This is a genomic window from Marinobacter vinifirmus (assembly GCF_002258215.1).
Classification (GTDB): Bacteria; Pseudomonadota; Gammaproteobacteria; order Pseudomonadales; family Oleiphilaceae; genus Marinobacter; species Marinobacter vinifirmus.
This window is the reverse complement of sequence record NZ_NEFY01000008.1, coordinates 101,755-124,744: the sequence shown is the minus strand read 5'-3', so window position 1 is coordinate 124,744 and position 22,990 is coordinate 101,755. Positions and strand designations below refer to the sequence as shown.

At 56.7% G+C, this 22,990-nt stretch carries 18 protein-coding genes; 8 read left to right on the top strand and 10 right to left on the bottom strand.

Annotated elements, in window-relative coordinates; all coding sequences use genetic code 11:
- Nucleotide 1 precedes the first annotated feature (1 nt).
- From gspN to B9Q17_RS11655, 4 genes are all read right to left on the bottom strand, one after another.
- Nucleotides 2-793 (bottom strand): type II secretion system protein N, encoded by a 792-nt coding sequence (gene gspN / locus B9Q17_RS11670; protein ID WP_094625361.1) that lies wholly within the window; start codon nt 791-793, stop codon nt 2-4.
- 167 nt (nt 794-960) lie between these two features.
- Nucleotides 961-2,613, bottom strand: coding sequence for a chaperonin GroEL (groL, locus tag B9Q17_RS11665; RefSeq protein WP_058341198.1), 1,653 nt, complete (start codon nt 2,611-2,613; stop codon nt 961-963).
- A gap of 76 nt (nt 2,614-2,689) precedes the next feature.
- Nucleotides 2,690-2,977, bottom strand: a complete 288-nt coding sequence (gene groES, locus B9Q17_RS11660) for a co-chaperone GroES (protein WP_094625360.1) — start codon at nt 2,975-2,977, stop codon at nt 2,690-2,692.
- A gap of 197 nt (nt 2,978-3,174) precedes the next feature.
- Nucleotides 3,175-3,645 carry an FxsA family protein gene (locus B9Q17_RS11655; protein ID WP_094625359.1) on the bottom strand — a complete coding sequence of 157 codons (471 nt, stop codon included), beginning with the start codon at nt 3,643-3,645 and terminating at the stop codon, nt 3,175-3,177.
- 70 nt (nt 3,646-3,715) lie between these two features.
- On the opposite strand from B9Q17_RS11655, the gene B9Q17_RS11650 reads away from it, so the two are divergent.
- Complete coding sequence (locus B9Q17_RS11650) at nt 3,716-4,477, top strand: SDR family oxidoreductase (protein WP_094625358.1); 762 nt, start codon at nt 3,716-3,718, stop codon at nt 4,475-4,477.
- 23 nt (nt 4,478-4,500) lie between these two features.
- The gene (locus B9Q17_RS11645; protein WP_094625357.1) at nt 4,501-4,824 is read left to right on the top strand and encodes an MGMT family protein; all 324 of its coding nucleotides are present in this window, start codon (nt 4,501-4,503) and stop codon (nt 4,822-4,824) included.
- A 42-nt stretch (nt 4,825-4,866) separates the two neighbouring features.
- Here the strand turns inward: B9Q17_RS11645 and B9Q17_RS11640 are convergent, their stop codons facing one another.
- Complete coding sequence (locus B9Q17_RS11640) at nt 4,867-6,381, bottom strand: fumarate hydratase (RefSeq protein WP_094625356.1); 1,515 nt, start codon at nt 6,379-6,381, stop codon at nt 4,867-4,869.
- A 486-nt stretch (nt 6,382-6,867) separates the two neighbouring features.
- On the opposite strand from B9Q17_RS11640, the gene B9Q17_RS11635 reads away from it, so the two are divergent.
- Nucleotides 6,868-9,786, top strand: coding sequence for a hypothetical protein (locus tag B9Q17_RS11635; RefSeq protein WP_094625355.1), 2,919 nt, complete (start codon nt 6,868-6,870; stop codon nt 9,784-9,786).
- Nucleotides 9,787-9,918: 132 nt separating this feature from the next.
- Here the strand turns inward: B9Q17_RS11635 and B9Q17_RS11630 are convergent, their stop codons facing one another.
- Together B9Q17_RS11630 and B9Q17_RS11625 are read right to left on the bottom strand one after the other, a co-directional pair.
- Complete coding sequence (locus tag B9Q17_RS11630) at nt 9,919-12,561, bottom strand: penicillin acylase family protein (protein ID WP_094625354.1); 2,643 nt, start codon at nt 12,559-12,561, stop codon at nt 9,919-9,921.
- Nucleotides 12,562-12,675: 114 nt separating this feature from the next.
- Nucleotides 12,676-13,740, bottom strand: a complete 1,065-nt coding sequence (locus B9Q17_RS11625; protein WP_094625353.1) for a CaiB/BaiF CoA transferase family protein — start codon at nt 13,738-13,740, stop codon at nt 12,676-12,678.
- Between the two features lie 189 nt (nt 13,741-13,929).
- Between B9Q17_RS11625 and B9Q17_RS11620 the strand changes: the two genes are divergently transcribed.
- Complete coding sequence (locus B9Q17_RS11620) at nt 13,930-14,949, top strand: AraC family transcriptional regulator (protein WP_094625352.1); 1,020 nt, start codon at nt 13,930-13,932, stop codon at nt 14,947-14,949.
- Between the two features lie 7 nt (nt 14,950-14,956).
- On the opposite strand, the gene B9Q17_RS11615 is transcribed toward B9Q17_RS11620, so the two are convergent.
- Entirely contained in the window at nt 14,957-15,838 is an 882-nt protein-coding gene (locus B9Q17_RS11615; protein ID WP_094625351.1) for a tetratricopeptide repeat protein, read from the bottom strand.
- Between the two features lie 4 nt (nt 15,839-15,842).
- Nucleotides 15,843-17,240 (bottom strand): DNA recombination protein RmuC, encoded by a 1,398-nt coding sequence (locus B9Q17_RS11610; RefSeq protein ID WP_094625350.1) that lies wholly within the window; start codon nt 17,238-17,240, stop codon nt 15,843-15,845.
- Between the two features lie 248 nt (nt 17,241-17,488).
- On the opposite strand from B9Q17_RS11610, the gene B9Q17_RS11605 reads away from it, so the two are divergent.
- The 4 genes from B9Q17_RS11605 to B9Q17_RS11590 all read left to right on the top strand — a co-directional run bounded on the left by B9Q17_RS11605 (nt 17,489) and on the right by B9Q17_RS11590 (nt 21,269).
- Nucleotides 17,489-17,875, top strand: coding sequence for a hypothetical protein (locus tag B9Q17_RS11605; RefSeq protein WP_058341188.1), 387 nt, complete (start codon nt 17,489-17,491; stop codon nt 17,873-17,875).
- A 124-nt stretch (nt 17,876-17,999) separates the two neighbouring features.
- Entirely contained in the window at nt 18,000-18,803 is an 804-nt protein-coding gene (locus tag B9Q17_RS11600) for an ATP-dependent zinc protease family protein (RefSeq protein WP_094625349.1), read from the top strand.
- Nucleotides 18,800-20,317: an inactive transglutaminase family protein gene (locus B9Q17_RS11595; RefSeq protein WP_094625348.1), complete on the top strand. Its 1,518-nt coding sequence runs from the start codon at nt 18,800-18,802 to the stop codon at nt 20,315-20,317. Before B9Q17_RS11600 ends, B9Q17_RS11595 begins: the two co-directional genes overlap by 4 nt.
- Nucleotide 20,318: 1 nt before the next feature.
- A complete protein-coding gene (locus B9Q17_RS11590; protein ID WP_094625347.1) occupies nt 20,319-21,269 on the top strand; it encodes an alpha-L-glutamate ligase-like protein in 951 nt (316 codons plus the stop codon).
- Nucleotides 21,270-21,340: 71 nt separating this feature from the next.
- On the opposite strand, the gene B9Q17_RS11585 is transcribed toward B9Q17_RS11590, so the two are convergent.
- Nucleotides 21,341-22,933 (bottom strand): BCCT family transporter, encoded by a 1,593-nt coding sequence (locus B9Q17_RS11585; protein WP_022989358.1) that lies wholly within the window; start codon nt 22,931-22,933, stop codon nt 21,341-21,343.
- Nucleotides 22,934-22,990 lie beyond the last annotated feature (57 nt).

The window sequence follows — 22,990 nt, the reverse complement described above, 5'->3', positions numbered from 1 at the left end:
GTCAGAACCCTCCAGGCAGCAGCGGCTGCCTGACCCGGAATACTACATCATCCGGGCTTGCGGAATCCGGCCAGGGTTGTCCGGCCAGGTCCACCATGCGTTTATACACGCGAATCCCCATCATGCCATCGCGGCCTATGCTGGCATCGGCTGCCGGGCCACTGGCACCCTGCTCGGCGATGGACAGGGCGACTCCGTCTGCCACGGTATCCAGGTTGGCCTGCATGGGCGGGAACCGTGCCTGGCCGGTGTCGTTACCCATGGGCCAGGTGACCAGCCCTCCGGGCCAGCGCCCTGAACCTTCCGCCTGCTGCAAACGGTTATCGGCCCAGGCCAGCTGAAAACGATCAACCGATACCTGTCCTTCTATCATCGCACCGCCGCTCTGGCGAATCAGGTCCCTGAATTCGGCCACGGTAACGGCACCCTTGCCGCTTACTTCAAAATTAGCGGGCCAGCCCAGGCTGGCAAGGCCTTCAATGCGGGATTGTGACGAAGACACTGAAAATTCGACAGGCATTGCCAGTTCCGTGACCGAAGGCCAACTCAACTGCCAGTGCACCCTTGCCGGGAAACCTCCGAGGTTCAACCCGGCGGCGCCATTCCAGAGTTGCCCGGAAACCTGCTGCACCTGAACCTGGGGTGGTAACTGGATATGCTCGGAAGCCTTGTGCCAAAGCCATCCGGCAGGCACCCAGAACACCAGCGTTACCCCATAAACCACAAGGCCGAGCAGCAGCAGAAGAATAAACTTGCCGGGGCCAAGGAAGGATTTTTTCGGGGATTCGCTCATTGCATCCTGCACATTTAAAAACCGGTAGCCGAGTCTATCAAAGCCACCCTGCAAGTTCATGACAAAAAAACGAAAAACCCCGCGCCAGTGTGAACCAGCGCGGGGTTTCTCAGGGGTAGATCGGGCCAAGCCTCAAAAACTGAGACCTGGTCGGGACCTGGCCGGCATCACATCATGCCGCCCATGCCTCCCATTCCGCCCATACCACCCATGTCCGGCATGCCGCCGCCGGCTTTCTCGTCTTCCGGCTCGTCTGCAACCATCGCCTCGGTGGTGATGATCAGAGACGCGACAGAAGCCGCAGCCTGCAGTGCAGAGCGGGTTACCTTGGCAGGATCCAGGATACCCATCTCCAGCATGTCGCCGTATTCTTCAGTGGCAGCGTTATAACCGTATGCGCCTTGGCCTTCTTTTACCTTGGCCACAACAACTGAGGACTCACCACCAGCGTTGAATACGATCTGACGCAACGGAGCTTCCATGGCACGACGCAGGATGTTAACACCGGCCTTCTGCTCTTCGTTGATAGCATCAACCTTGTCCAGCGCAGCGATAGCGCGGATCAGGGTTACGCCACCACCGGCCACGATGCCTTCTTCAACGGCAGCGCGGGTAGAGTGCAGCGCGTCTTCAACGCGAGCCTTCTTCTCTTTCATTTCCACTTCAGAACCGGCACCGATCTTGATGACGGCAACACCGCCAGCCAGCTTGGCTACGCGCTCTTGCAGTTTCTCTTTGTCGTAGTCAGAAGTGCTGTCTTCGATCTGCTTGCGGATCTGCTCAACGCGGGCTTCGATGTCGCCCTGGGCACCGGCACCGCCGATAATGGTGGTGTTTTCCTTGGTTACGTTGACACGCTTGGCAGTACCCAGGTCATCCAGAGTGGTGTTCTCCAGAGTCAGGCCTACTTCTTCGGAAATCACAGTACCACCGGTCAGGATGGCGATGTCCTGCAGCATTTCCTTACGACGGTCACCAAAGCCAGGCGCCTTGACGGCGTTGACTTTAACGATGCCACGCATGTTGTTCACAACCAGGGTTGCCAGCGCTTCGCCTTCGATGTCTTCAGCGATGATCTGCAGCGGCTTGCCCGCCTTGGCGACAGCTTCCAGCACCGGCAGCAGTTCGCGGATGTTGGAGATCTTCTTGTCTACCAGCAGGATGTACGGGTCATCCAGTTCTGCAGACATGTTGTCCTGGTTGTTGATGAAGTACGGGCTCAGGTAACCACGGTCGAACTGCATACCTTCGACTACGTCCAGCTCGTCTTCCAGGCCACGGCCTTCTTCAACAGTAATAACGCCTTCTTTACCTACACGCTCCATGGCGTCGGCAATGATGCGGCCGATTGTCTCGTCGCCGTTGGCAGAGATAGTACCAACCTGGGCGATGTTGCGGCTGTCGTCGCAAGGAGTTGCCATTTCACGGATGGCCTTTACGGCTTCAGCGGTGGCTTTGTCGATGCCGCGCTTCAGGTCCATCGGGTTCATGCCGGCGGTTACCGCCTTGATACCCTCACTCACAATAGCCTGGGCCAGAACGGTTGCGGTGGTCGTGCCGTCACCGGCGGTTTCGTTGGCCTGGGAAGCAACTTCCTTGACCATCTGGGCGCCCATGTTTTCGAACTTGTCTTTCAGTTCGATTTCCTTGGCTACGGAAACACCGTCTTTGGTTACAGTCGGAGAACCGAACGACTTCTCCAGAACCACGTTACGGCCTTTCGGGCCCAGCGTTACCTTTACGGCGTCTGCCAGTACATTTACACCTGCAACCATGCGTTTGCGGGCGCTATCACCGAATTTAACGTCTTTTGCTGCCATGTCTTCTATTCCTGTTCGTTAAACCGAAGTTGAATCAGATCGGGTTAATGAGCGTTCGTGCCTATCGCGGTTGCGATCACTCAAGCACGCCGTAGATTTCGCTTTCGCTCATGATGAGCAGCTCTTCACCGTCAACCTTAACGGTGTTACCGGCATACTGGCCGAAGACCACGGCGTCACCCACCTTGACCGCCAGTGCACGGGTTTCGCCGTTATCCAGAACACGGCCGTTGCCTACTGCAACAACCTCGCCCTGGGAAGGCTTCTCTTTGGCGTTACCCGGCAGCACGATGCCACCCGCAGTTTTCTCTTCTTCTTCCTTACGGCGTACGACAACACGATCGTGGAGCGGACGAATTTTCATTGCTCTGTTTCTCCAATAGTCAGTTTAATGTGGCAATGACAATTGCATGTTAAAAATGTCTGGCCGGAACCCCGGACCCGACAAATTGCCTCGGCTTCCAAGCCACTGATAGACAGTGGTTTTCAGCCTGAGACGAATCTGTGGTGAGTTAATGGGGTTGCCGGAAACGTTTTCAACACCCCTGAACGAAAAATTTTTCACTTTTTTTCGAGGCGATCGCGGTCTGTCCGGGTCTGATCCTGGTACTCGCCCTCGATAATGTCGCCATTGGCATCACGGGATTGATAGAAAAAACTCCGGCTGTGAACCTGCCCGGCCACGGTCATCCGCTTCAGTGCCTGTGCTGCCAGCCAGTGGCGTGTGCCAGGCAACAAACACAGGAACCCGAAGGTATCCGTGATGAAGCCCGGGGTAAGCAACATGGCACCACCTACCGCCAGAATCAGCCCCTCGGCCACCTCCCTGGCTGGCAGCTCGCCGCTGTTGAGGCGCTCATTGGCCCTCAGCAACGTTGCCAGGCCCTGCTGACGCAACAGCCAGGCACCGATCACCGCAGTCAGAAACACCAGCCCGACGGTGTTCAGTACACCAATCACACTGCCTACCTGAATCAGTACGGCCAGCTCAGCCACCGGCAGAATAATGAAAAGCAAAAGGAAAACGGGCAAAATGCCTCCTATAAAAACGACGCAGACACACAGAACGTAAAACCACCTGTGAACTTAGTTAGGGCAAACGATGAAAATTCAAGATTCCGTGATTGCAATTACCGGCGGCGGCCAGGGTCTGGGCCGAGCCATGGCCGAATACCTGGCAGCAAAAGGCGCCAAAGTCGCCCTGATCGATCTGATGGAAGACAAACTGGCTGAAGCCGCCGAGGCCTGCAAAAAAGCCGGTGGCGATGCCAAAACCTACGTCTGCAACGTAGCCAAAGAAGATGATGTAGAAGCCACCTTCCAGGCCATCATCAACGACTTCGGCCACCTGAACGGCCTGGTGAACAACGCCGGCATCCTGCGCGACGGCCTGCTGGTGAAGTTCAAAGACGGCAAGCTGGAAAAGCGCATGGAGCTGGCCCAGTGGCAGTCCGTCATCGACGTCAATCTCACCGGCGTGTTCCTGTGTGGCCGTGAAGCCGCCACCCGCATGATCGAAAACGGCGACCAGGGCGCGATCATCAACATCGCCTCCATTTCCCGCGCCGGCAACATGGGCCAGAGCAACTATTCTGCCGCCAAGGCCGGCGTGTCTGCCCTGGTTCCGGTTTGGGCCAAGGAACTCGCCCGCTACGGCATCCGCTGCATGGGCATCGCTCCGGGCTTTATCGAAACGGAAATGACCGCCGCCATGAAGCCGGAAGCCCTGGAAAAAATGACCGCCGGCATTCCCCTGAAGCGCATGGGCAAACCAGAGGAAATCGCCTCGGCGGTAGCGTTCATTTTCGAGAACGACTACGTGTCCGGCCGTATGATCGAAGTAGACGGCGCCCTGCGCCTGTAACCCGGCCAAACCCGGAGCTCTGAATGAACGAGTCCGAAAAGGAACCGACAAAGGAGCAGAAAATCTGGCAGGTAGTGGCCGCTATTCCCGAAGGGAAAGTGGCCAGCTACGGCCAGGTAGCCGCCATGGCCGGTCTCGGCCGCCAGGCGCGCTTTGTTGGCCGGGCCCTGGGCAAGCTGCCCGCCGGCCACAGCATCCCCTGGCACCGGGTTATCCGCAGCAACGGCCAGATCGCTTTTCCTGAAGGCACAGAAACCTGCCAGCTTCAAACCGAGAAACTGAGACTGGAAGGAGTGGAAGTGTATAAAGGAAGGGTAAAGATGAAAGACTTTCAGTGGCAGCCCTGAACAGAACGCCCAGGGCTGCACTGGTACTACCGCAGACTCAGATCAAACCGCCTTGGCAGCAATGATCTTGTCGTGCCACTCAACCGGGCCGGTCTGGTGCACGGAGCTGCCGCGGGAATCTACCGCTACGGTGACCGGCATGTCTTCCACTTCAAACTCGTAAATGGCTTCCATACCCAGCTCTTCAAAGGCCACGACCTTGGCACCCTTGATGGCCTTGGACACCAGGTAAGCGGCTCCGCCTACGGCCATCAGGTACACCGCGCCGTGCTTTCTGATCGCGTCGATGGCAACCTGGCCGCGCTCGGCTTTACCGATCATGCCGGTCAGGCCGGTTTTCTCCAACATGGTGTCGGTGAACTTGTCCATACGGGTAGCCGTGGTGGGGCCAGCGGGGCCAACCACTTCTTCGCGAACCGGATCAACCGGGCCCACGTAATAAATGAAGCGACCTTTCAGATCCACCGGCAGCTCTTCGCCGCGCTCGATCATATCCACCATCTTCTTGTGGGCCGCATCACGGCCGGTCAGCATCTTGCCAGACAGCAGAACGGTTTCACCCGGCTGCCAGTCTTTCACGTCTTCCGGTGTCACGGTGTCCAGGTTCACGCGGCGAACATTCTCACCCACTTCCCAGGTGATTTCCGGCCAGTCGTCCAGGCTCGGCGGCGTCTGCAGGGAGGGGCCAGTGCCATCCAGCACAAAGTGCGCGTGGCGGGTAGCGGCACAGTTCGGGATGATCGCCACCGGCTTGTTGGCGGCGTGGGTGGGATAGTCTTTTACCTTCACATCCAGAACGGTAGTCAGGCCACCCAGACCCTGGGCGCCGATGCCCAGATCGTTTACCTTCTCGAACAGCTCAAGTCGTAGCTCTTCAGCACGGCTGGAGGCGCCACGGGCCTGAAGGTCGTGAATATCGATCGGATCCAGCAGGGCTTCCTTGGCCAGTTCCATCGCCTTCTCGGCGGTACCACCAATACCAATACCCAGCATGCCAGGCGGACACCAGCCGGCACCCATCTGCGGAATCATTTTCAGAACCCACTCCACAACAGAGTCAGACGGGTTCAGCATGGCAAACTTGGACTTGGCTTCAGAACCGCCGCCCTTGGCTGCTACGTGGATTTCCACGGTGTTACCCGGCACCATCTTGTAGTGGATGATGGCCGGGGTGTTGTCCTTGGTGTTCTGGCGCTTGCCGTCCGGGTCTGCCAGCACAGAGGCCCGCAGTACGTTGTCCGGATGGGTGTAAGCGCGGCGAACGCCTTCGTTGATCACATCGTCCAGCGCCATGTCGCACTCGAACTTCACATCCATACCGATGTTCACGAACACGGTGACAATACCGGTGTCCTGGCAGATCGGACGATGACCCTGGGCGCACATGCGGGAGTTGATCAGAATCTGGGCCATGGCATCCTTGGCCGCCTGGGACTCTTCCCGCTGGTAGGCCTCGTACACGGCCTGAATGAAATCCTTCGGATGGTAATAGGAAATAAACTGCAGCGCATCGGCTACGCTTTCGATCAGGTCGTCCTGGCGGATTACGGTGGTCATAGTCGCCTCATCAGCTTTCTGATTATGGGAATGGTGCGGAACTGCCAAGGCAGCCCCTGCCTTTAAATAAGGAAGCGAGAGTTTACCAGAAATTCCCGCTGGCGCGTGATGCGACGGAAGGCGAACGGCGCTATTACCTGAAACGGCAAAATCTATGGCCCGTTCCGTTCATATTCGCAACAAATTGTTAAAAGCGGCGTTTCTGTGCACCCGGCCACTCGACAAACCCCTCACAGCCCACTATTTTTCAGGAAGGCCACTCCAACCGTGCGAGGAGGGATTCCAGAAGCAGAATCACACTTTTGGCTGATCAACACTTGCCACTCTGTCGCTATAGTCAAAGCTACAGAAATTGGCTAAACGTGCTGGCTACAATTTCAGACAACCAAACAGACAAGCAGAACAGGCAAAAGAGCGGAATTCAGGGGCCGACCGGTTCCGTCTAAGCCGGATATAACGAAACAACAACAGGAAAAGGTTCCAACCATGTTCAAGAAAACTCTAATAAGTCTTGCCGTGGCTTCTTCCCTTGGGTTGACTGGCTGTTTTGACAGCGCTTCCAGTGGGAAAAATGCGAATCCGGATTATCAGATCAGTAATCCCGAACTGGATGGCAAAACCTGGCCTCTTTTTAACCCTGTGACCGGAGCCCTGCCGCTCCCAAATGACCTTATATTCAAATCTGACGATAGTACGACTGCAATTAACGAAGCAGACGGCTCCTTCAGTGTTGCGGATTCCTCTCCACCAGTTACCTCTGCGCTGAACCAGCTAAGTGGGGCTTCAACGATTGCTCCGCCAGTTGTTCAGTTTAACGGGAAAATTGATCCGAACTCGGTAGACTCCCGAGCATTCGTTTTGGCTGATCCGTCTGATCCAACAACGGTTATTCCTAATCCGAACCAGAACGTATTTTTGATTGAACTTGAATACGCAGGTGGAGACCCCGTTAGAGGGCTCGGAGCAGGTGAATCCCCAACTATTCCACTTGCGATTACTGCCCAGGTAGCCGCAGGTGTGGCCCCGCAGGATCTTAATGGTCGCAATCAGGCCCAGGCCGCGGGCTACCTTTACAGCCTCACTCAAGCTCCTGAGTATATTGCAGAAACAAAACATCTTTTAGATGGCGACTCGATTATCCGGATCAATCCAACGAAACCACTAAATCCTTTCAAGCGATATCTCGTGGTCGTCACCAATGAGGTTCTGGACATAAATGGAGACCCCATCGTTCAAGCTCCAATTTACCGCGATGTAGCCGACCCCGATCGAGTTCTGGGCAACCCAGCTGCCTTAGCACCGGTTCGCCGCATCGTCGATGGTTTCTGGGAGAAAGTCGCAGCCAGTTTCTTTGGTGTACCCAACCAGGCCAGACCTGCTGAGGCGGCGCTGACCGAGGAAAGCATTGCTCTGTCCTACAGCTTTACGACATCAAATGATCAAAGGGTGCTTCAGTACATTGCTGATCCAAAGGCATTCTTCAAGGAAACTATTCTTGGCTCAGTCCGGTTTAACGCTGTAACAACTGCCCGAACTGATGCAGAAAATCCCATATCCGACTTCTTTGCGCTTTACACCATTGGCAACAACGCTGTTGCCGCTGCAGAGCCAACAGCCGATGGCCAGGCAACTGCCCTAGTCGGTGCGTTTACAGCCGCAAACCTGCTGCCAACCCCAAGTGACCGGAGTTCAACAGCAAACTTTGGCGCCCCGCAAGACGTAACCCAAGTCTCCGCTATAGCAGATCAGTTCGTGGACTTCGGAGATGTCAATATTGTTCAGGGCACCATCGACTTACCTTACTACCTCGGCATCCCAACAGGGTCATCAGATGCTGAGGGCTCTGTAATCAATACCAAGAGCTGGGAAGCGAACGCTGCATTGGCAGCCGCCGCGGGCGATCAATTGGGCGTTGAACTTGCACAATCAGACACATCGGTTAGTGATGTCGTAAACTACCGATTCCCATTCCCGGCCAAGACGCAAGATGTCACCGTTCCCATCATGGTTCTCTACCCAGCAGGTTACGATGGCAGCGAGAAGCTTGAGACAGTCATGTACATGCATGGCATTACCACCGACCGGAGTACTGCACTAACATTTGGGAGTGCTCTAGCCCATAACTCCCAAGTGGCAGTCGTTGTTATTGATCAGCCAGTTCATGGCGTAACTCCATTCACTGAGGAAGCTCAGGCCGGCTTAGCAACTCAATTGCTTGCATCCGGTCAAGCTAACGGTTTACCAGAGATCTTGGCTCCTAACGACACCAACGTTCAGGCCGTTATCAACGGACAGATTGCCGTTGGGTTCCTGACCCAAACTCTGATCACTTTCGACCAAACCGCGGAGGCTGCTGCAGCTGCTGCCCCGGGTGCCGTTGACGCCATAGCCGGAGGCCTAAGTTCTGCTGTCGTGCTTGGCGTAACCGATCTAGTCCAAGCCGCACGACTGGATGCGGCTGTTCGCGCTCTCCGTTCTTTCGAAAACACTGTTGCGAACGCAGGCTCTACCGTTCCTGGCATTGCCATAACCGAGCACGAAAGGCACTTTGGTTTCACTGCCAATGCTGCGAACCAGCCGACCGAAATGACGGCAACCTCCGGAGACTCCGGCAGTCTGTTCATTAATTTGACGAACTTTACCAATACCCGAGACAAGATCCGCCAAGGTGTTGTAGACCTCTTAAACGTGCGCGCCTCGCTGGCAGGGCTAGATATTAACGATGATGAAACGCCCGACCTAGACGCTAACAGCGTTTACTTCGCAGGCCACTCTCTGGGAACCATTGTTGGTGCGCCTTTCGTTGCAGTAGCCAACGAAACAGCGGCACCTGAGGATGACATTGCGGCAGCTCAACTGTTAACTCCAGGAGCTGGCGTTGTTCGAATGCTTGAGAACTCCCCGACCTTTGCACCGCGAATTCTTGGGGGCCTCCAGCAAGCCGCAGGCCTTGAGCAAGGCGACTCCAAATTGGAGACCTTCTTGAACGTATTCCAGGCAGCCATTGATTCGGCGGATCCGATCAACTTCACAGCTAGTCTGAATACATCTGAGACTCCAATTCTCCTATCCCAAGTGAACGGTGACAACGTTATACCAAACGATGCACTGGCAGCTCCTTTTGGTAATGCATTTGATGCTTACCTGTCAGGAACTGAACCGCTTGCACGGCTGCTAGGCGCCACAGCGGTTAAGTCTGCTGCGGTAGACCTCCCTGCCATCACCCGCTATACCGCAGGCACTCATAGCACTCCAGTATTGCCACAAGGTGGCGTAGATGACGTCCGGGTATTTAGTGAAATGGTAGGACAGACGTTGTCAATCATTGCGACCATGGGAACGCAAGTTATACCCAATGTTTCTGAGGGAGACCCAGACATCACAGAGATCATCCAGCAGGATTGATCGAGTAATAGCGGTTTTTTCCGCTTAATGACTAAGAAGGGAGCGCCATACGCTCCCTTCTTCTTTTTATACATTACAAGTTATGAAACAGTGGGGTGAAATCCCCCCTGTTTCATATACATACTCTCAAGCTCAGTCAGCCGAAATAGTTATTGCCCCATTAGGAATCAGGTTTGCTTCAATCTCATCATCACTGAAATACAGCTTCCGATAATCCTTCTCAGAATACCGCAACCCCTGATCATTGAAGTAAGGGGACCCCTCATCACTCGACTGAGAGTAGCTCACCAGTCCATAGGCCTGAGGGCCCTCGTCTGTGAACTCCAGTCCAAAATGCCAACTGGTACCCCGAGCCATCACCCACCCTTCGCCTGGCTGATCGGACAGCCCCGCCGTGTTATCAATGGTCGAAGGCGCAATCCTTGGAAACACCGTGTCTTCGGCAACCGGCGAGGCCACTACACCAATCGCATTAAAGGCGCCATCGATAGTCCCGTCACCACCATGCCAAGGAAACGACTGAAGCTGCTCAACTGGAGCACCACCAGGCGGCACACCACCGCTCGGCTGATAGTATTGCACCTCACCGAGCGCCACATCGTAGGCAATTCCGACAGAATCCAGTGCTTCAAGCCCGTCTGCAAGTGCAATCAACATTGCGTCATTCGCCGTACCTTTGGCGGCTTCTGACGGTGAGGCGGGCGTTGCAACAGGGGCGCTCGGATCAAACGGAACGGTCAAGTCCGCCCCAAAACTATCCCGGTAGTTAGCAATAAATACCCGGAAAACGTGGGCACCAACGCTATCCACATCATAAACGCCGTTCCAACCTTGCAAGACGTCACAGGCCTCGCCCACAGTTCTGGAGCCACCGCCCGAGAGATTCACGGGGTCGCTACCAATCAACGTACAACGGTTCCGCAATTCGGGCAGGAACTCCTCCGCGTACCAGGTACGGTTGTTGTAAATCACACTGATCAGATCGATCGCCCCAAATTTGCCGTCCTGCCCAGCCGGCGCGCCGTCTGCATATCCCGGATCAGATGGATTCTGCAACATTTTGATACCGATACGGGTTCTTGGATTCAGAGGCGTTTCTTCAGAGCCGAACAGAGGAGAAAACCCAGTCAGGAAAGCATCCGGGTTAGTTGCCCAGTAACTGTCATTGGAGTTTTGCACCCAATCAGTACGAAGTAACTGAGGCCGCTTGTCATAGGGCACCAAACCACCACACTCACCCTCTACCCAATCATCGCGGGATTTGCTCCCATCCAACAAAGTCAGGCCAGCCTTAAATAACTGGTTGTACGCAGGGCTGACCTTTCGCTTAAAATCTACAACAGCCAGCGCGGCATCCGACAGATGCGGCACCGAACTGCTGTCAATGTAGTAGGCGTTGCCCTGATCGTCCGTGTAGGTGGTATTCGTCCAGAAGGTGGTCCCGCAATTCTGGAACACTTGTTGAAACTCAGCCAAAGTACTGGCGCGGCTCATTTGCAGCCAGGTGTCCAGTAGCCTCTGCGTGGATGCATTCGCATCCCGGTAGGTATATGCGGTACCCGTTGCCCCCCAAGCTGGGAGACCGCCACTGGTTACCGCATCGGCAGCCAGCATGGGGCCATACTCTGAGAAATAGAACGTTTTCTCGAGGATAGTTGGTGTTGGGGAGCCGTTGTTAACCTCGATTCTGTATGTTTCTGAGGTTATGGGCCGCTCCTGGCCATCCTTCAGGTAAGTAAAGTTATCGCCGTCTTTGAGTTGCAGTTCATACAACGTAAAACGGCGGCTTGTGGTTACCGTATGAGACCAGGCCAGATTTTCATTGAAATTAATCAATGGAATCGCCGTACCCAGGAGTCCCGCTCCGTTAGCATTCAAATAGCCGGGGACGGTCATCTGGACTTGGTATAGCCTCCTGTGGCCAGTGTAGGGAAAATGCGGGTTTGCTAACAAGGCACCTTTCCCCTGCTCCGTCAGGTCTCCGCCAACACCCCAAGCGTTGCTACCAAGCCCAAAGTCCTGATAATCGATTTGGCTGGCCGCATTGGAAGCTGCGTTCGCAACCAGTTTCCGAAGCCTCTTGTCGGAAGAGGTATCCTGCGACACCGCATCCATGACCGGTGCCGGGAAAGGTGATTCTCCGTCCGGCACAGCCAGGAATACAGCTCCTGTGGCAAACAACGCGCCACTGGCATACTGGCCAACAATCCGATAATGCGCAAACAGATCAACCGGTGTAATTTCTTTCACCCAAGGTTGATTACGACACTCCGGGGGCAAATTACCGGGCTCTGTCTCTTTCACATATTTGTTGTACCCGGCAGCGAATCCCTCTATCAACGCTCTTGTCTCACTGCTGAGATTAGGATACTCAGCTTCGGCGCCGCTCAATATTTTCTGGGCCTTGAAACTGAAATCGTTGATGATATTGATATCGCCCGGCCCAGGCCCGAAGTACTTCGCCCTTTCGCTCCTGGCTTTGACGATCGCCTCCGCCAGCAAACACACATTATCCTGTGTTTGGGCATAACCGGCTCCGAAAGCGGCCGATGCAAGGTTGTCGGCCTTTACATGAGGTACACCATTGGTGGTTCTGCGAATGGTGGCATTGAACTTGCCGTCTGCGGGGAAGAGCGTTTCGTCGACACTCGAGCCGGAACCCGATGAGCTGCCATCAAAACAACCAACCAACATGATACTGGAGGCAAGTACTACTCCAGCAACTTTCAACACGCCTGGATGGGCGTGTCTAGAGCGAGCGCATAGCCATTTCATAATGAGTCGTCCATTGTAATTATTGGATAGGAGCCAGTGAACTGGCTCACTATCTCAAATTAGCAGAGGACGTTAATTTTTACCGAAAGTAGCGGCGAATCGCCCTCCGTAATTTCAGGGCGAACTGAACCGGATTGGGCCCCCCAACTGCCTTTGCCCCACACCATCCCCCCTGGCTTTCTCAACCACCATCCCCCGCGCCACAATCTGCGGATGCTCTGCCGCCTCCTCAATCGTCAACACCGGCTCCACACAGGCATCCACCTCTGCAAAAACCTCCCGCCACTCGGCAAACGTTTTCCCGGCAATCTTCTCTTTAATCGCCGCTTTCAGCCTTTGCTGATGCTCCGGGTTCTGGCTCAGGGCAAAGCTCTTCATTTCGCTGATGCCCAACGCATCACACAACCGCGCCGAGAATTGCGGCTCCAGGCTTCCCACAGACAACCAACGGCCATCGCTGGTCTGGTAGTAGTCGTAGAAAGTACCGCCATTGAGCATACCGCCTTCGGGTTTCTGCTCTACACCGCCAGCCAGTGCGGCGGCACCGGCCATGGCATTCAGGGCAAAGGCGGCGTCGGTCATGCTGATGTCGATGAAGGCACCCTGCCCGGTTTGCTGGCGCTGGATGACGGCGGCGAGAATGCCCATAACGGCGTGGTGGGAGCCGCCGGCTACGTCGGCAATCTGGATACCCATGGGGGGCGGACCGCTGTCGGCGCGGCCGCAGTGGCTGGCAACACCGGAAATGGCCAGGTAGTTGATGTCGTGGCCGGCGCGGTCTTTGTAGGGGCCGGTCTGGCCATAGCCGGTGATGGCACAGTAGATCAGTTTCGGGTTGATGGCTTTCAGGGTTTCATAACCCACGCCCAGGCGGTCCATTACACCGGGGCGGAACTGCTCCACCACGATGTCGTAGTCCTTCACCAATTCCTTGATCTTCTCCACGCTTTCCGGTTGTTTAAGATTGAGCTGCTGGGTTTGTTTGCCGCGGCTCAGGTAAGAAAATGTGGTGCTGAACTTGCCATCAAAGGGCGGCATTACCTTGGCCAGGTCTACCCGGTCGGGGGCTTCTACCCTCAGCACTTCGGCGCCCATATCCGCCAGCATCATGGTGGCGTAGGGGCCGGGCAGCAGGGTGCTAAAATCCAGGACTTTCAGGGTGCTCAGTGGGCCGGGCATAGAGGTGCTCCTTCTCGTTGTTATGGGTATAGGGTTACTGTGCATCATGCTGACGGGTTTTGCCGGCAGGGCCAACTGCCGGTTACTTCATTCCTATTGGCAGTTTCTTCCAATTGCCAGCAAATCAGGTGGTTGCATTGTGGCGCCGGCCACTTATGATGAAACACGTTTTTAATTTTGGCTCAGGTTATGTCTACCCTCACGGTTTCCAAACACTTTGTTGAAGCATCCCTGTCCGGCGCACAAAGGCTGGGGCTGGATGTGCACGAGTTGTTGCAGGAAGCCGGTATCTCGCCGGATTTGTTGCGTATCGAGAAAGCGCGGGTCAGCAGTGATCAGTTCAGCCGGCTGATGCAGGTTATCTGGAACCGCACCGGTGATGAGTTCATGGCCCTTGGCCCTCGCCGGGCCCACTCAGGCACCTTTGCCACCATGTGTGCGCTGGTGATTGATTGCCAGACCCTGGAAGAGGTGTACCAGCGGGCATTCCAGTTCTCCCGCCTGTTCGAACCCATGGTGGCCATGGAGCTGGAAGTGGGCGCAGACAGCGCCCGGCTGGTGACGCGAATCGAAGGTGAAATACACGATCCGGACTACTACCTTCGGGAAAGCATTCTGGTGATCTGGCACCGCTTAGGCAGCTGGCTGATCGGCCAGCCGGTGGAACTGGAGAAAGCCGAGTTCAACTACCCGCGGCCGGAGCATGGCGATGAGTACCGCCATATCTTCCACTGCCCGCTGAGCTTTGACTCTGATTGCACCGCCCTCACCTTCAGCAAGCGCTTTTTGTCTGCCCCGGTGATCCGGGACAAGCCGGAGATGCGGCAATTTCTGAAAACGTCTCCTGCGGACCTGCTATCCCGGCCGGATGAAAGCAACACCTGGACCGGCCGCATCCGGGGCCTGATTGGCCGGGATTTTTCCAGGCCCATGCCGGATTTCGACTGGATTGCCCAGGAGTTGCACACCAGCCCGCAAACCCTGCGCCGAAGGCTGAAGCAGGAAAACACGTCGTTTCAGGAGATCAAGGATTTACTGCGGCGGGATATGGCCATCTACTATCTGAGCCATCAGGAGTTGCCGATTAACGATATTGCCGAGAGAGTGGGTTTTACCGAGCCCTCCACCTTCCACCGGGCCTTCAAGAAGTGGACCGGGGTTACCCCGGGCGCCTGGCGGGAAGGCGAACGGGGCGACCTGGTGCAATAATTCCCGCTCAGGAGCCAGAACGGCCCTGTTGCAGGTTACGAATTAGCCTACCCAGGGTCTGGGCCGCCTCCCGGGCTTTGTCCTGGTTCTGGGCCATCTGGAACAGGCGGGAGCCGTCCCTCGGGTCGTATACCCAGCAGGCGGCGACAGCGGGCTCGCAATCCCAGCGCAGCTGAGGGTTTACACCGAACACAGGCAACACGCCGGTTTTACGCACAAAGCTGTTATCCAGCTCCCGGCGAATCTCCTGGACATTCACGTTGCTGTTATCAATCGTCACCTGGTACTGAATGTCGGCAGGCCGGTCCAGCCGCACCACGGTTTTGTCCCTTCGCCAGCCTGCGGTATCCAGCACCGCATTCAGGTGAATAACCAGCGCTTCCCGGTCCGTTCTGGCCAGGTACAGCTGGCGCAGGGTTTTCAGGCTTTCCTGTCCGGCCGGTTCGATCACGGCAACCGGCTCTTCTACCTGCGCAGCGCCTTCAGTCAGAGCGCGTACGTTATCCCGGTTTACCTTCTCGATATCGGTAATCAGCTTCAGGGATTCCTGATAATGCTGGCCTTCTGCGCCCGCCTGACTCACGTAGGTTTCCAGTGCCGCCCGGGCTTCATTCAGGTGATTGGCCTTGAGCATTGCGCGGCCGCGATAATAGTGGTACTCCGCCGGTTTCTCACCTTCCATCGCCTGCAGGCGGTTCAGGAACTCGCCGGCCTCGGCCCAGTTGTCAGCCTGCACGGCCGCTTCGGTGGCCAGCATCAGCCGGCGGATTTCATGCTCGGGCTCCAGGGCAAACGCCTGTCCGGAAAAGGCCGCCAGCGCGGAAGACAGCACCAGGCCGGCCAGCCATGAACGCTTTGCCAGCGCTTGCCGCTTGTTCGATACCAACATTCTGCTACTCCTGAGTCTTCTCTGTGCTGTCTTCAGGCTCATCGGGCTCGTAAGGGTCGTCCGCATCTACCTCAGCCTGTTCCGTAATACTTTTGGGCAACTCTTTTTTGACCCGCACGCCCAGCTCCACAAACCGGTTGGCCTGGGAAATCAAGTTACCGCGGCCACGGGTCAGGGTATTCATGGCGTTGTCGTAGGTGCCCTGCGCGGTGTGCAGCTGGCTGCCCAAACGCTCCATAGCTTCCACAAACACCCGCAGTTTGTCGTACACCGCGCTGGCCCTGTCGGCAATGCGCCGGGCATTCTGGCTTTGCCGTTCGTACCGCCAGATGTTCTCGATTGTCCGCAGGGTGGCCAGCAAGGTGGTGGGTGTCACCACAATAATCTTTCGCTCGAAGGCTTCCGCGAACAGGTTCTCGTCCTGCTGGAATGCTGCCACAAAAGCCGGCTCAATGGGCATGAACAAAAATACAAAGTCCGGTGAATGCAGGCCATTCAGCTGGCTGTAGTCTTTCTCGCTCAGGGTTCGGATGTGGTTGCGCACGGCTTCTACGTGCTGTTTAAGGGCCTCTTCACGGGCGCTGTCCGCCTCTGCCACCACCCATTGCTGATAAGCCACCAGCGAAACCTTGGAGTCGATCACCAGGTTGCGCTGGTCTGGCAGGTGCACAATCACATCCGGGCGCAGCAGCTGGTTGTCGTCATCCCGGTAGCTGCCCTGGGTTTCATACTCCACGCCCTTGCGCAGGCCCGAGCGCTCCAGCACCCGCTCCAGAATCAGTTCGCCCCAGTTGCCCTGCACTTTCTTGTCCCCTTTCAGGGCCCGGGTCAGGTTGGCGGCTTCTTCTGTAATCTGCCGGTTCAGCTCCTGCAGGGATTTAATCTCGCTGCGCAGGGCCTGGCGGTCGCGGGTTTCTGTGGTGTAAACGTCCTCTACCCGTTTGCGGAAGTCCTGTAACTGGTCGCGGAACGGGTTGAGCAAGGAATCCAGGCTGGTTCTGGACTGCTGGCTGAAGCGCTCGCTCTTCTGGTCGAAAATGCGGTTGGCCAGGTTCTCGAATTCCTGCTTAAGGGCATCCCGGTTGCGTTCCAGCAGTTCCAGCTTTTCATTGGCATTGCGGCGTTCTTTATCCAGGGTTACCTGCTGCTCCCGCAGATCGGCTTTCAGTTCGGTGACCTGGTTACGCCAGCCTTCTATCGCTGCTTCCAGCTTTGCCGACCGCGTTCTCTGCTCTGTCAGCGACTGCTCCAGGTGCTGAACCTGCTGGCTGTGAAGGGCGCCAGTATGCTGCTGCCCGGCCTTAAGCCTGAACAGCGCCCACAGCGTCAGCACCAGCAGAACAACACAGGCCGCAATCAGCCCCAGAAACCAGCCCGCCATCCACTCGGGGCGATCAGCCATTGCCCGGATGAGTACGTCTGTCACAAGATTGAACTCCTTGATACGGGAACCATCAAACCCGAGAGTGTACCTGATTGCCACAAGCTTGTTACGGTGGCGGAACCACCACGCAAATCGGGTATCGACTGTTTGGCAATTAAAGAAATTGTATAGATCTGTTGCTGGACGCCCGCCGTAAATTCATCTAAAACGGATTAAAGGTTAATCAAAACCTTTCTCGTGTTGCGCTCACTGGCAAGGACAGGAGCATGTTGAAGGAACTCTGGAGAAAACTGGGAGCAGAATTTCTGCACAGCGATGGCGCCGATGGCCAGCGCGGAGACGGGCTGTATCCCGGCGGTGCAGGCGTGTCTCACGGTGTACGGCTACTACCTCACATTACCCACACCGGCGAGTTCCACCTGGAGCGCCTGACCTCGCTGCTACGTGCGCGCTACGGCAAAAGCTTTGTTGTGCCGGACGACACCGCCGCCAGTGACCACTCGCTCAAGCAGGTGATCAGCTTTGCAGCACGCACCCAGGACCAGGATATTCAGCGGGAATTGCTGCTGTTCTACCTCAACTGTTCGCCGGTGATCCAGGAATACCTGAGGGCGGAAACCCCGCTCGGTCAGGGTCCGTTTTTTGCCGGCTAAAGCGCCTTAACCATCTGTAAAGTCAACACACAGATGCTTGTAGTATACTTCCCCGCCTGACCGACAACACATCCAACGCTACCGCTTTATGACCACCGGCGGGCAGCCGTTTCAGGGGATATTCATGGGTTACAGGTTTCCGAAAGCCCGTACACTTACCTTTCTGGCCATTACCGGGCTCGCTGTAGCCTTGGCGGGCTGCTCCACAGACCGCTACCTTATGGTTCCCAAGGATGGGCTTGAAGACGTTCGCGCCACGGTAAAAACCCAGCGCTCCACACTGGTTACCATGGAAGAAAACGCCAACGTTCGGCACAACCAGCTGCTTACCGATAACCGCCAGTCTACCCAGACCATCCTGGATGCCATCGCCACCCAGGTTGAAAAACCCGTGTGTCCGCCGGTTAAAGAAAAAGTATGCCCGCCAATCCCCAAAGACACCGGCCGCGCAGACCGCCTGAAGGGCAAGGTGATTGTGGGCGAGGTGGAAAAATTCTACCTGGCTGACCCGGGGCTGATTTACACCGCCCGTATCGACAGCGGCGCCGAAACCTCCTCTATCCACGCCCAAAACATCAAACGCTTCGAACGGGATGGCAGCAACTGGGTACGCTTTGACGTGCCGGTGCCGGGCACCGACTACGAACAGTGGATTACCCTGGAACGGGAAATCTCCCGCCGGGTACGCATCATCCAGTCGGCCGCCGATGAAGCCGAACGCCGCGTTGTGGTCGAGCTGCAGTTTGCCATCGGCGACCACCAGCAAGTGGCGGAGTTCACCCTGGCAGATCGCACCAACCTGACCCACGAAGTGCTGATCGGCCGCAACATACTGAGGGATGTCATGCTGATTGACGTTGGCAAGGAATACGCCACGGAACTGCCGGCCTCCTACCGCGAAAATGCTGAAAGCGGAGGCAATGAATGACCGCCCGCTCACGAGCTCCGTTCTATGTATTTGTCTTCCTGCTGATTGCGGCGGGGATTTCTATTGCCACCTGGCGCCACCTGGAACTCGGAATCCCCTGGATGACCGGTGAACAGCGCCCGGTATGGATGATTGAAGCCCGAGTGGATTTCGACGCCCTGGGTGACGCCGCCGAGGTCAGCCTGCACATTCCGGAGCAGCCGCCCGGCTTTCGCATTCTGACCGAGCAGGCTGCCTCTCCCGGCTACGGCTTCTCCATCCTCGAATCCCCCAGAAGCCGGCGGGCGGAATGGACCAAGCGTGAAGTATCTGGCCCCCAGACCTTGTATTTCAAGGCCCAGTTCGTTCCGGATGAAGATGTTACCGAGCAAACGCCGGTGCGCACGCCCCGGCCCCAGGCGGTATTCTGGGAAGAACCCCAGGCCACCGCGGTTCGGGAACTGCTGGACCAGGCCATGGAGCGCTCCAGCAGCCCGGAAAGCATGACCCGGGAACTGATCCGCCTGATGCAGCCAGACACCCGCACCCAGAACACCACCCTGCTGGTCTCTGAAGACAATTACCTGCAGCTGATGGTGCGCATGCTCAACCACGCGGGCATTGCCGCCCGCACCGCCGATGCGCTAAAGCTGGAAGATGCCCGCCGGCGCCAGCAGCTGGTGCCCTTCCTGCAAATATACAACGGTGAACGCTGGCTGACCTTTGACCCCCGCACCGGCGAGCAAGGCGTACCGGAAAGTTTGCTACTGTGGCGCCAGGGTTCGGAATCCCTGCTGGATGTTCTCGGTGGCGACAACTCCCAGGTGAGCTTCTCCATGTTGCGGCAAACCGTGCCGGCACTACAACTGGCCACGCTGGAGGCCAACCAGAACGGGCTGGGTGTGCTCGGTTTTTACCAGCTGCCCATCGAAGAACAAAGCATGTTCCGCATGCTTCTGTTGTTGCCGCTGGGTGCACTGATTGTCGCGTTCATGCGGATTGTCATCGGTATCCGCACCTCCGGCACCTTCATGCCGGTGCTGATTGCGGTGGCCTTTGTGCAGACCACCCTGGTGCCCGGCCTGATTGCGTTTCTGTCTGTGGTGGCCATCGGGCTGGTGCTGCGGGGCTATCTGTCGAGCCTGAACCTTTTGTTGGTCTCTCGGATATCCGCACTGATCATCCTGGTTATCTTTATTACCGCCGGCCTGAGCATTATCGGCTACCAGATGGGCTTCAACACCGGCATGACGGTAACCTTCTTCCCCATGGTGATCATTGCCTGGACCATCGAACGCATGTCCATTCTCTGGGAAGAGGAAGGTGCCCGGGAAGTTCTGGTACAGGGCTCCGGCAGCCTGTTTGTGGCGATTTGCGCCTACCTGGTCATGAGCCTGCCGCTGGCCGGCCATCTCACGTTCAACTTCCCGGAATTGCACCTGGTGATTCTGGGGCTGATCCTGCTGATGGGCCAGTACACCGGCTACAAGCTCAGCGAACTGCGCCGGTTCACCCCCATGAAGGCCTACGACTGATATGGGCGGCTGGATATCTCCGCGCAGGCTCACCCGGCTTGGCATGCTGAACATGAACCGGCGCAATGTGGATTACATTGCCCGGTACAACGAGCGCTCGTCTTACCCGCTGGTCGACAACAAGCTGAAAACCAAGCTGGCAGTCAGCGAATACGGGGTAAAAACCCCGAAGCTTATCCAGGTTGTGCGCCAGCAGCATGAAATTTCCCACTTTCGGGAAATGGCCGAAGACCTGGACGGTTTTGCCATCAAACCCGCCAAGGGATCCGGGGGCAAAGGCATTACCGTGATCACCGGACGCGATGGCGACGATTTCGTAAAGGCCTCCGGCGCCCACATCAGCGTGGCCATGCTGGAGCGTCACCTGACCAACATCCTGGCCGGCCTTTACTCGCTGGCCGGCACGCCGGATGTGGCCATTGTCGAAGACCTGGTGCAATCCTCCCCTGCCCTGGCGAAATATTCCTATCAGGGCGTACCGGATATCCGCATCATCATCTTCCAGGGCTACCCGGTAATGGCCATGCTCCGGCTCGCCACCAAGGCCTCTGACGGCAAGGCCAACCTGCACCAGGGTGCGGTCGGCGTCGGCCTGGACATCGGTAAGGGCCAGAGCCTGAATGCCGTGCAATTCAACCGCCCGATTACCCTGCACCCGGATACCGGCCTGGCCCTGGAAAATATCCGGATTGATGACTGGGAAAACATGCTGGAAATGGCCGCCCGCTGCTATGAAGCGACGGACCTCGGCTACATGGGTGTAGACCTGGTAGTAGATGCCCATCAGGGCCCGCTCCTGCTGGAGCTTAATGCCCGGCCCGGGCTGGCTATCCAGATGGCAAATGGCTGCGGCCTGCTGCCCCGCCTGAAGAATATCGAAGCCCTGAAACGGCCCCACTTCAGCCCGAGGGAGCGGGTGCACTACGCCATGGAGACGTTCGGCAAACTTTGAACGCTTTCTTCAGCCACAAAAAAACCGGGGCCTTTCACAGCCCCGGTTTTTTATTCCGTTACTTCAGCTGATCAGAGCAATTCGCCCCGCTGAAGCAGCAGTTTCCGCTCATGGGTGAGGCCCTTGAGCAAGCCCCAGGTCATGATCAGCAGGATCACCGTAAACGGCAAGCCCGCACTGATGGCCACGGCCTGAATGGCGCCAAGCGCATCATCACCGCCGCCAAAGATCAGCGCCGCGGCAATGGCACCTTCCATAACCACCCAGAACACGCGCTGTGCAGTGGGTGCATCGGTTTTACCGCCAGCAGTGATGCTGTCGATAACCAGCGAACCGGAATCCGATGAGGTTACGAAGAACACCAGCACCAGGATAATCCCGACGAAGGAGATAATGCCGGTCAGCGGCAGGCCTTCAAACATCTGGAAGGTGGCCAGGGACACTTCAGTCAGCCCATTCTCTGCCAGCACGCCAACGCCTTGCTGGATCTGCTCCAGCGCGGTGCCGCCAAAGCCGCTCATCCACACGGTAGTGATCACGGTGGGGATAATCAGCACAGCAGTCACAAACTCACGCACGGTACGGCCCTTGGATACACGGGCAATAAACATACCTACGAACGGTGACCAGGAAATCCACCAGGCCCAGTAGAACACAGTCCAGCCCTGCATCCAGGCGGAATCTTCACGGCCGAACGGGTTGCTCAGGGGCACCACATTGGCCACATAGCTGGAGGACGTTACCCAGATCGTTTCCAGGATAGTCATGGTGGGGCCGGCGAACAGGATGAAGAACAGCAGTACGCCAGCCGTTATCATGTTGATGTTACTCAGCACCTTCACACCGCCGTCCAGGCCGCGCAGAACCGAGACCAGGGCCACTGCGGTAACACCCACAATGATGGCCATCTGCACGTTGGTTCCGGAACCCAAGTCGAACAGGTAATCCAGGCCGGAGGCTGCCTGCTGGGCACCGAAGCCAAGGGAGGTTGCCAGGCCGAAGATGGTCGCAACAACCGCCAGCACATCAATGATGTGCCCGGGCCAACCCCATACGCGGTCTTTCAGCAGCGGGAAGAACGCCGAGCGGATGGTCAGTGGCATGTTCTTGTTAAAGGCGAAGAACGCCAGGGACAAAGCCACAATGGCGTAGATTGCCCAGGGGTGAAGGCCCCAGTGGTAGATGGTTGAACCCATCGCCAGGTCGCGGGCTGCGGGCGTGTTCGCCTCGACATTGAACGGCGTTTCGTACCAGCCCGTGTAGTAGGCAACCGGCTCGGCGACGGCCCAGAACATCAGGCCAATACCCATACCGGCCGCGAACAGCATGGCAAACCAGGACATAGTGGAAAATTCCGGCTTGGCATCCTGGCCACCCAGGCGGATTTTGCCCACCGGCATGAAGATCAGCGCCAGGCTGACAATCACGAAGATGTTGGCACTGAGCAGGAAAAACCAGTCAAAACTGGCAATAATTCCCCACTTTGCACCATCAAGCGTTTCCTTGGCCATAGCCGGAAACAGCAGAGTGGCTATAACAAACAGAACTACAATAACTGCTGTTACCGGGAACACCCAGTTATGCAGGTCCAGGCCAAACGGACTGATATTATCTTGGCCTGCGACGTAGTCCGTCTGATACTCGTCTTTCACTACCTCGCCCACGTTGGAGCCTCCTGATTCTGGTGTGATTTTTGACAGTTCTATATTCAGACGCATGAA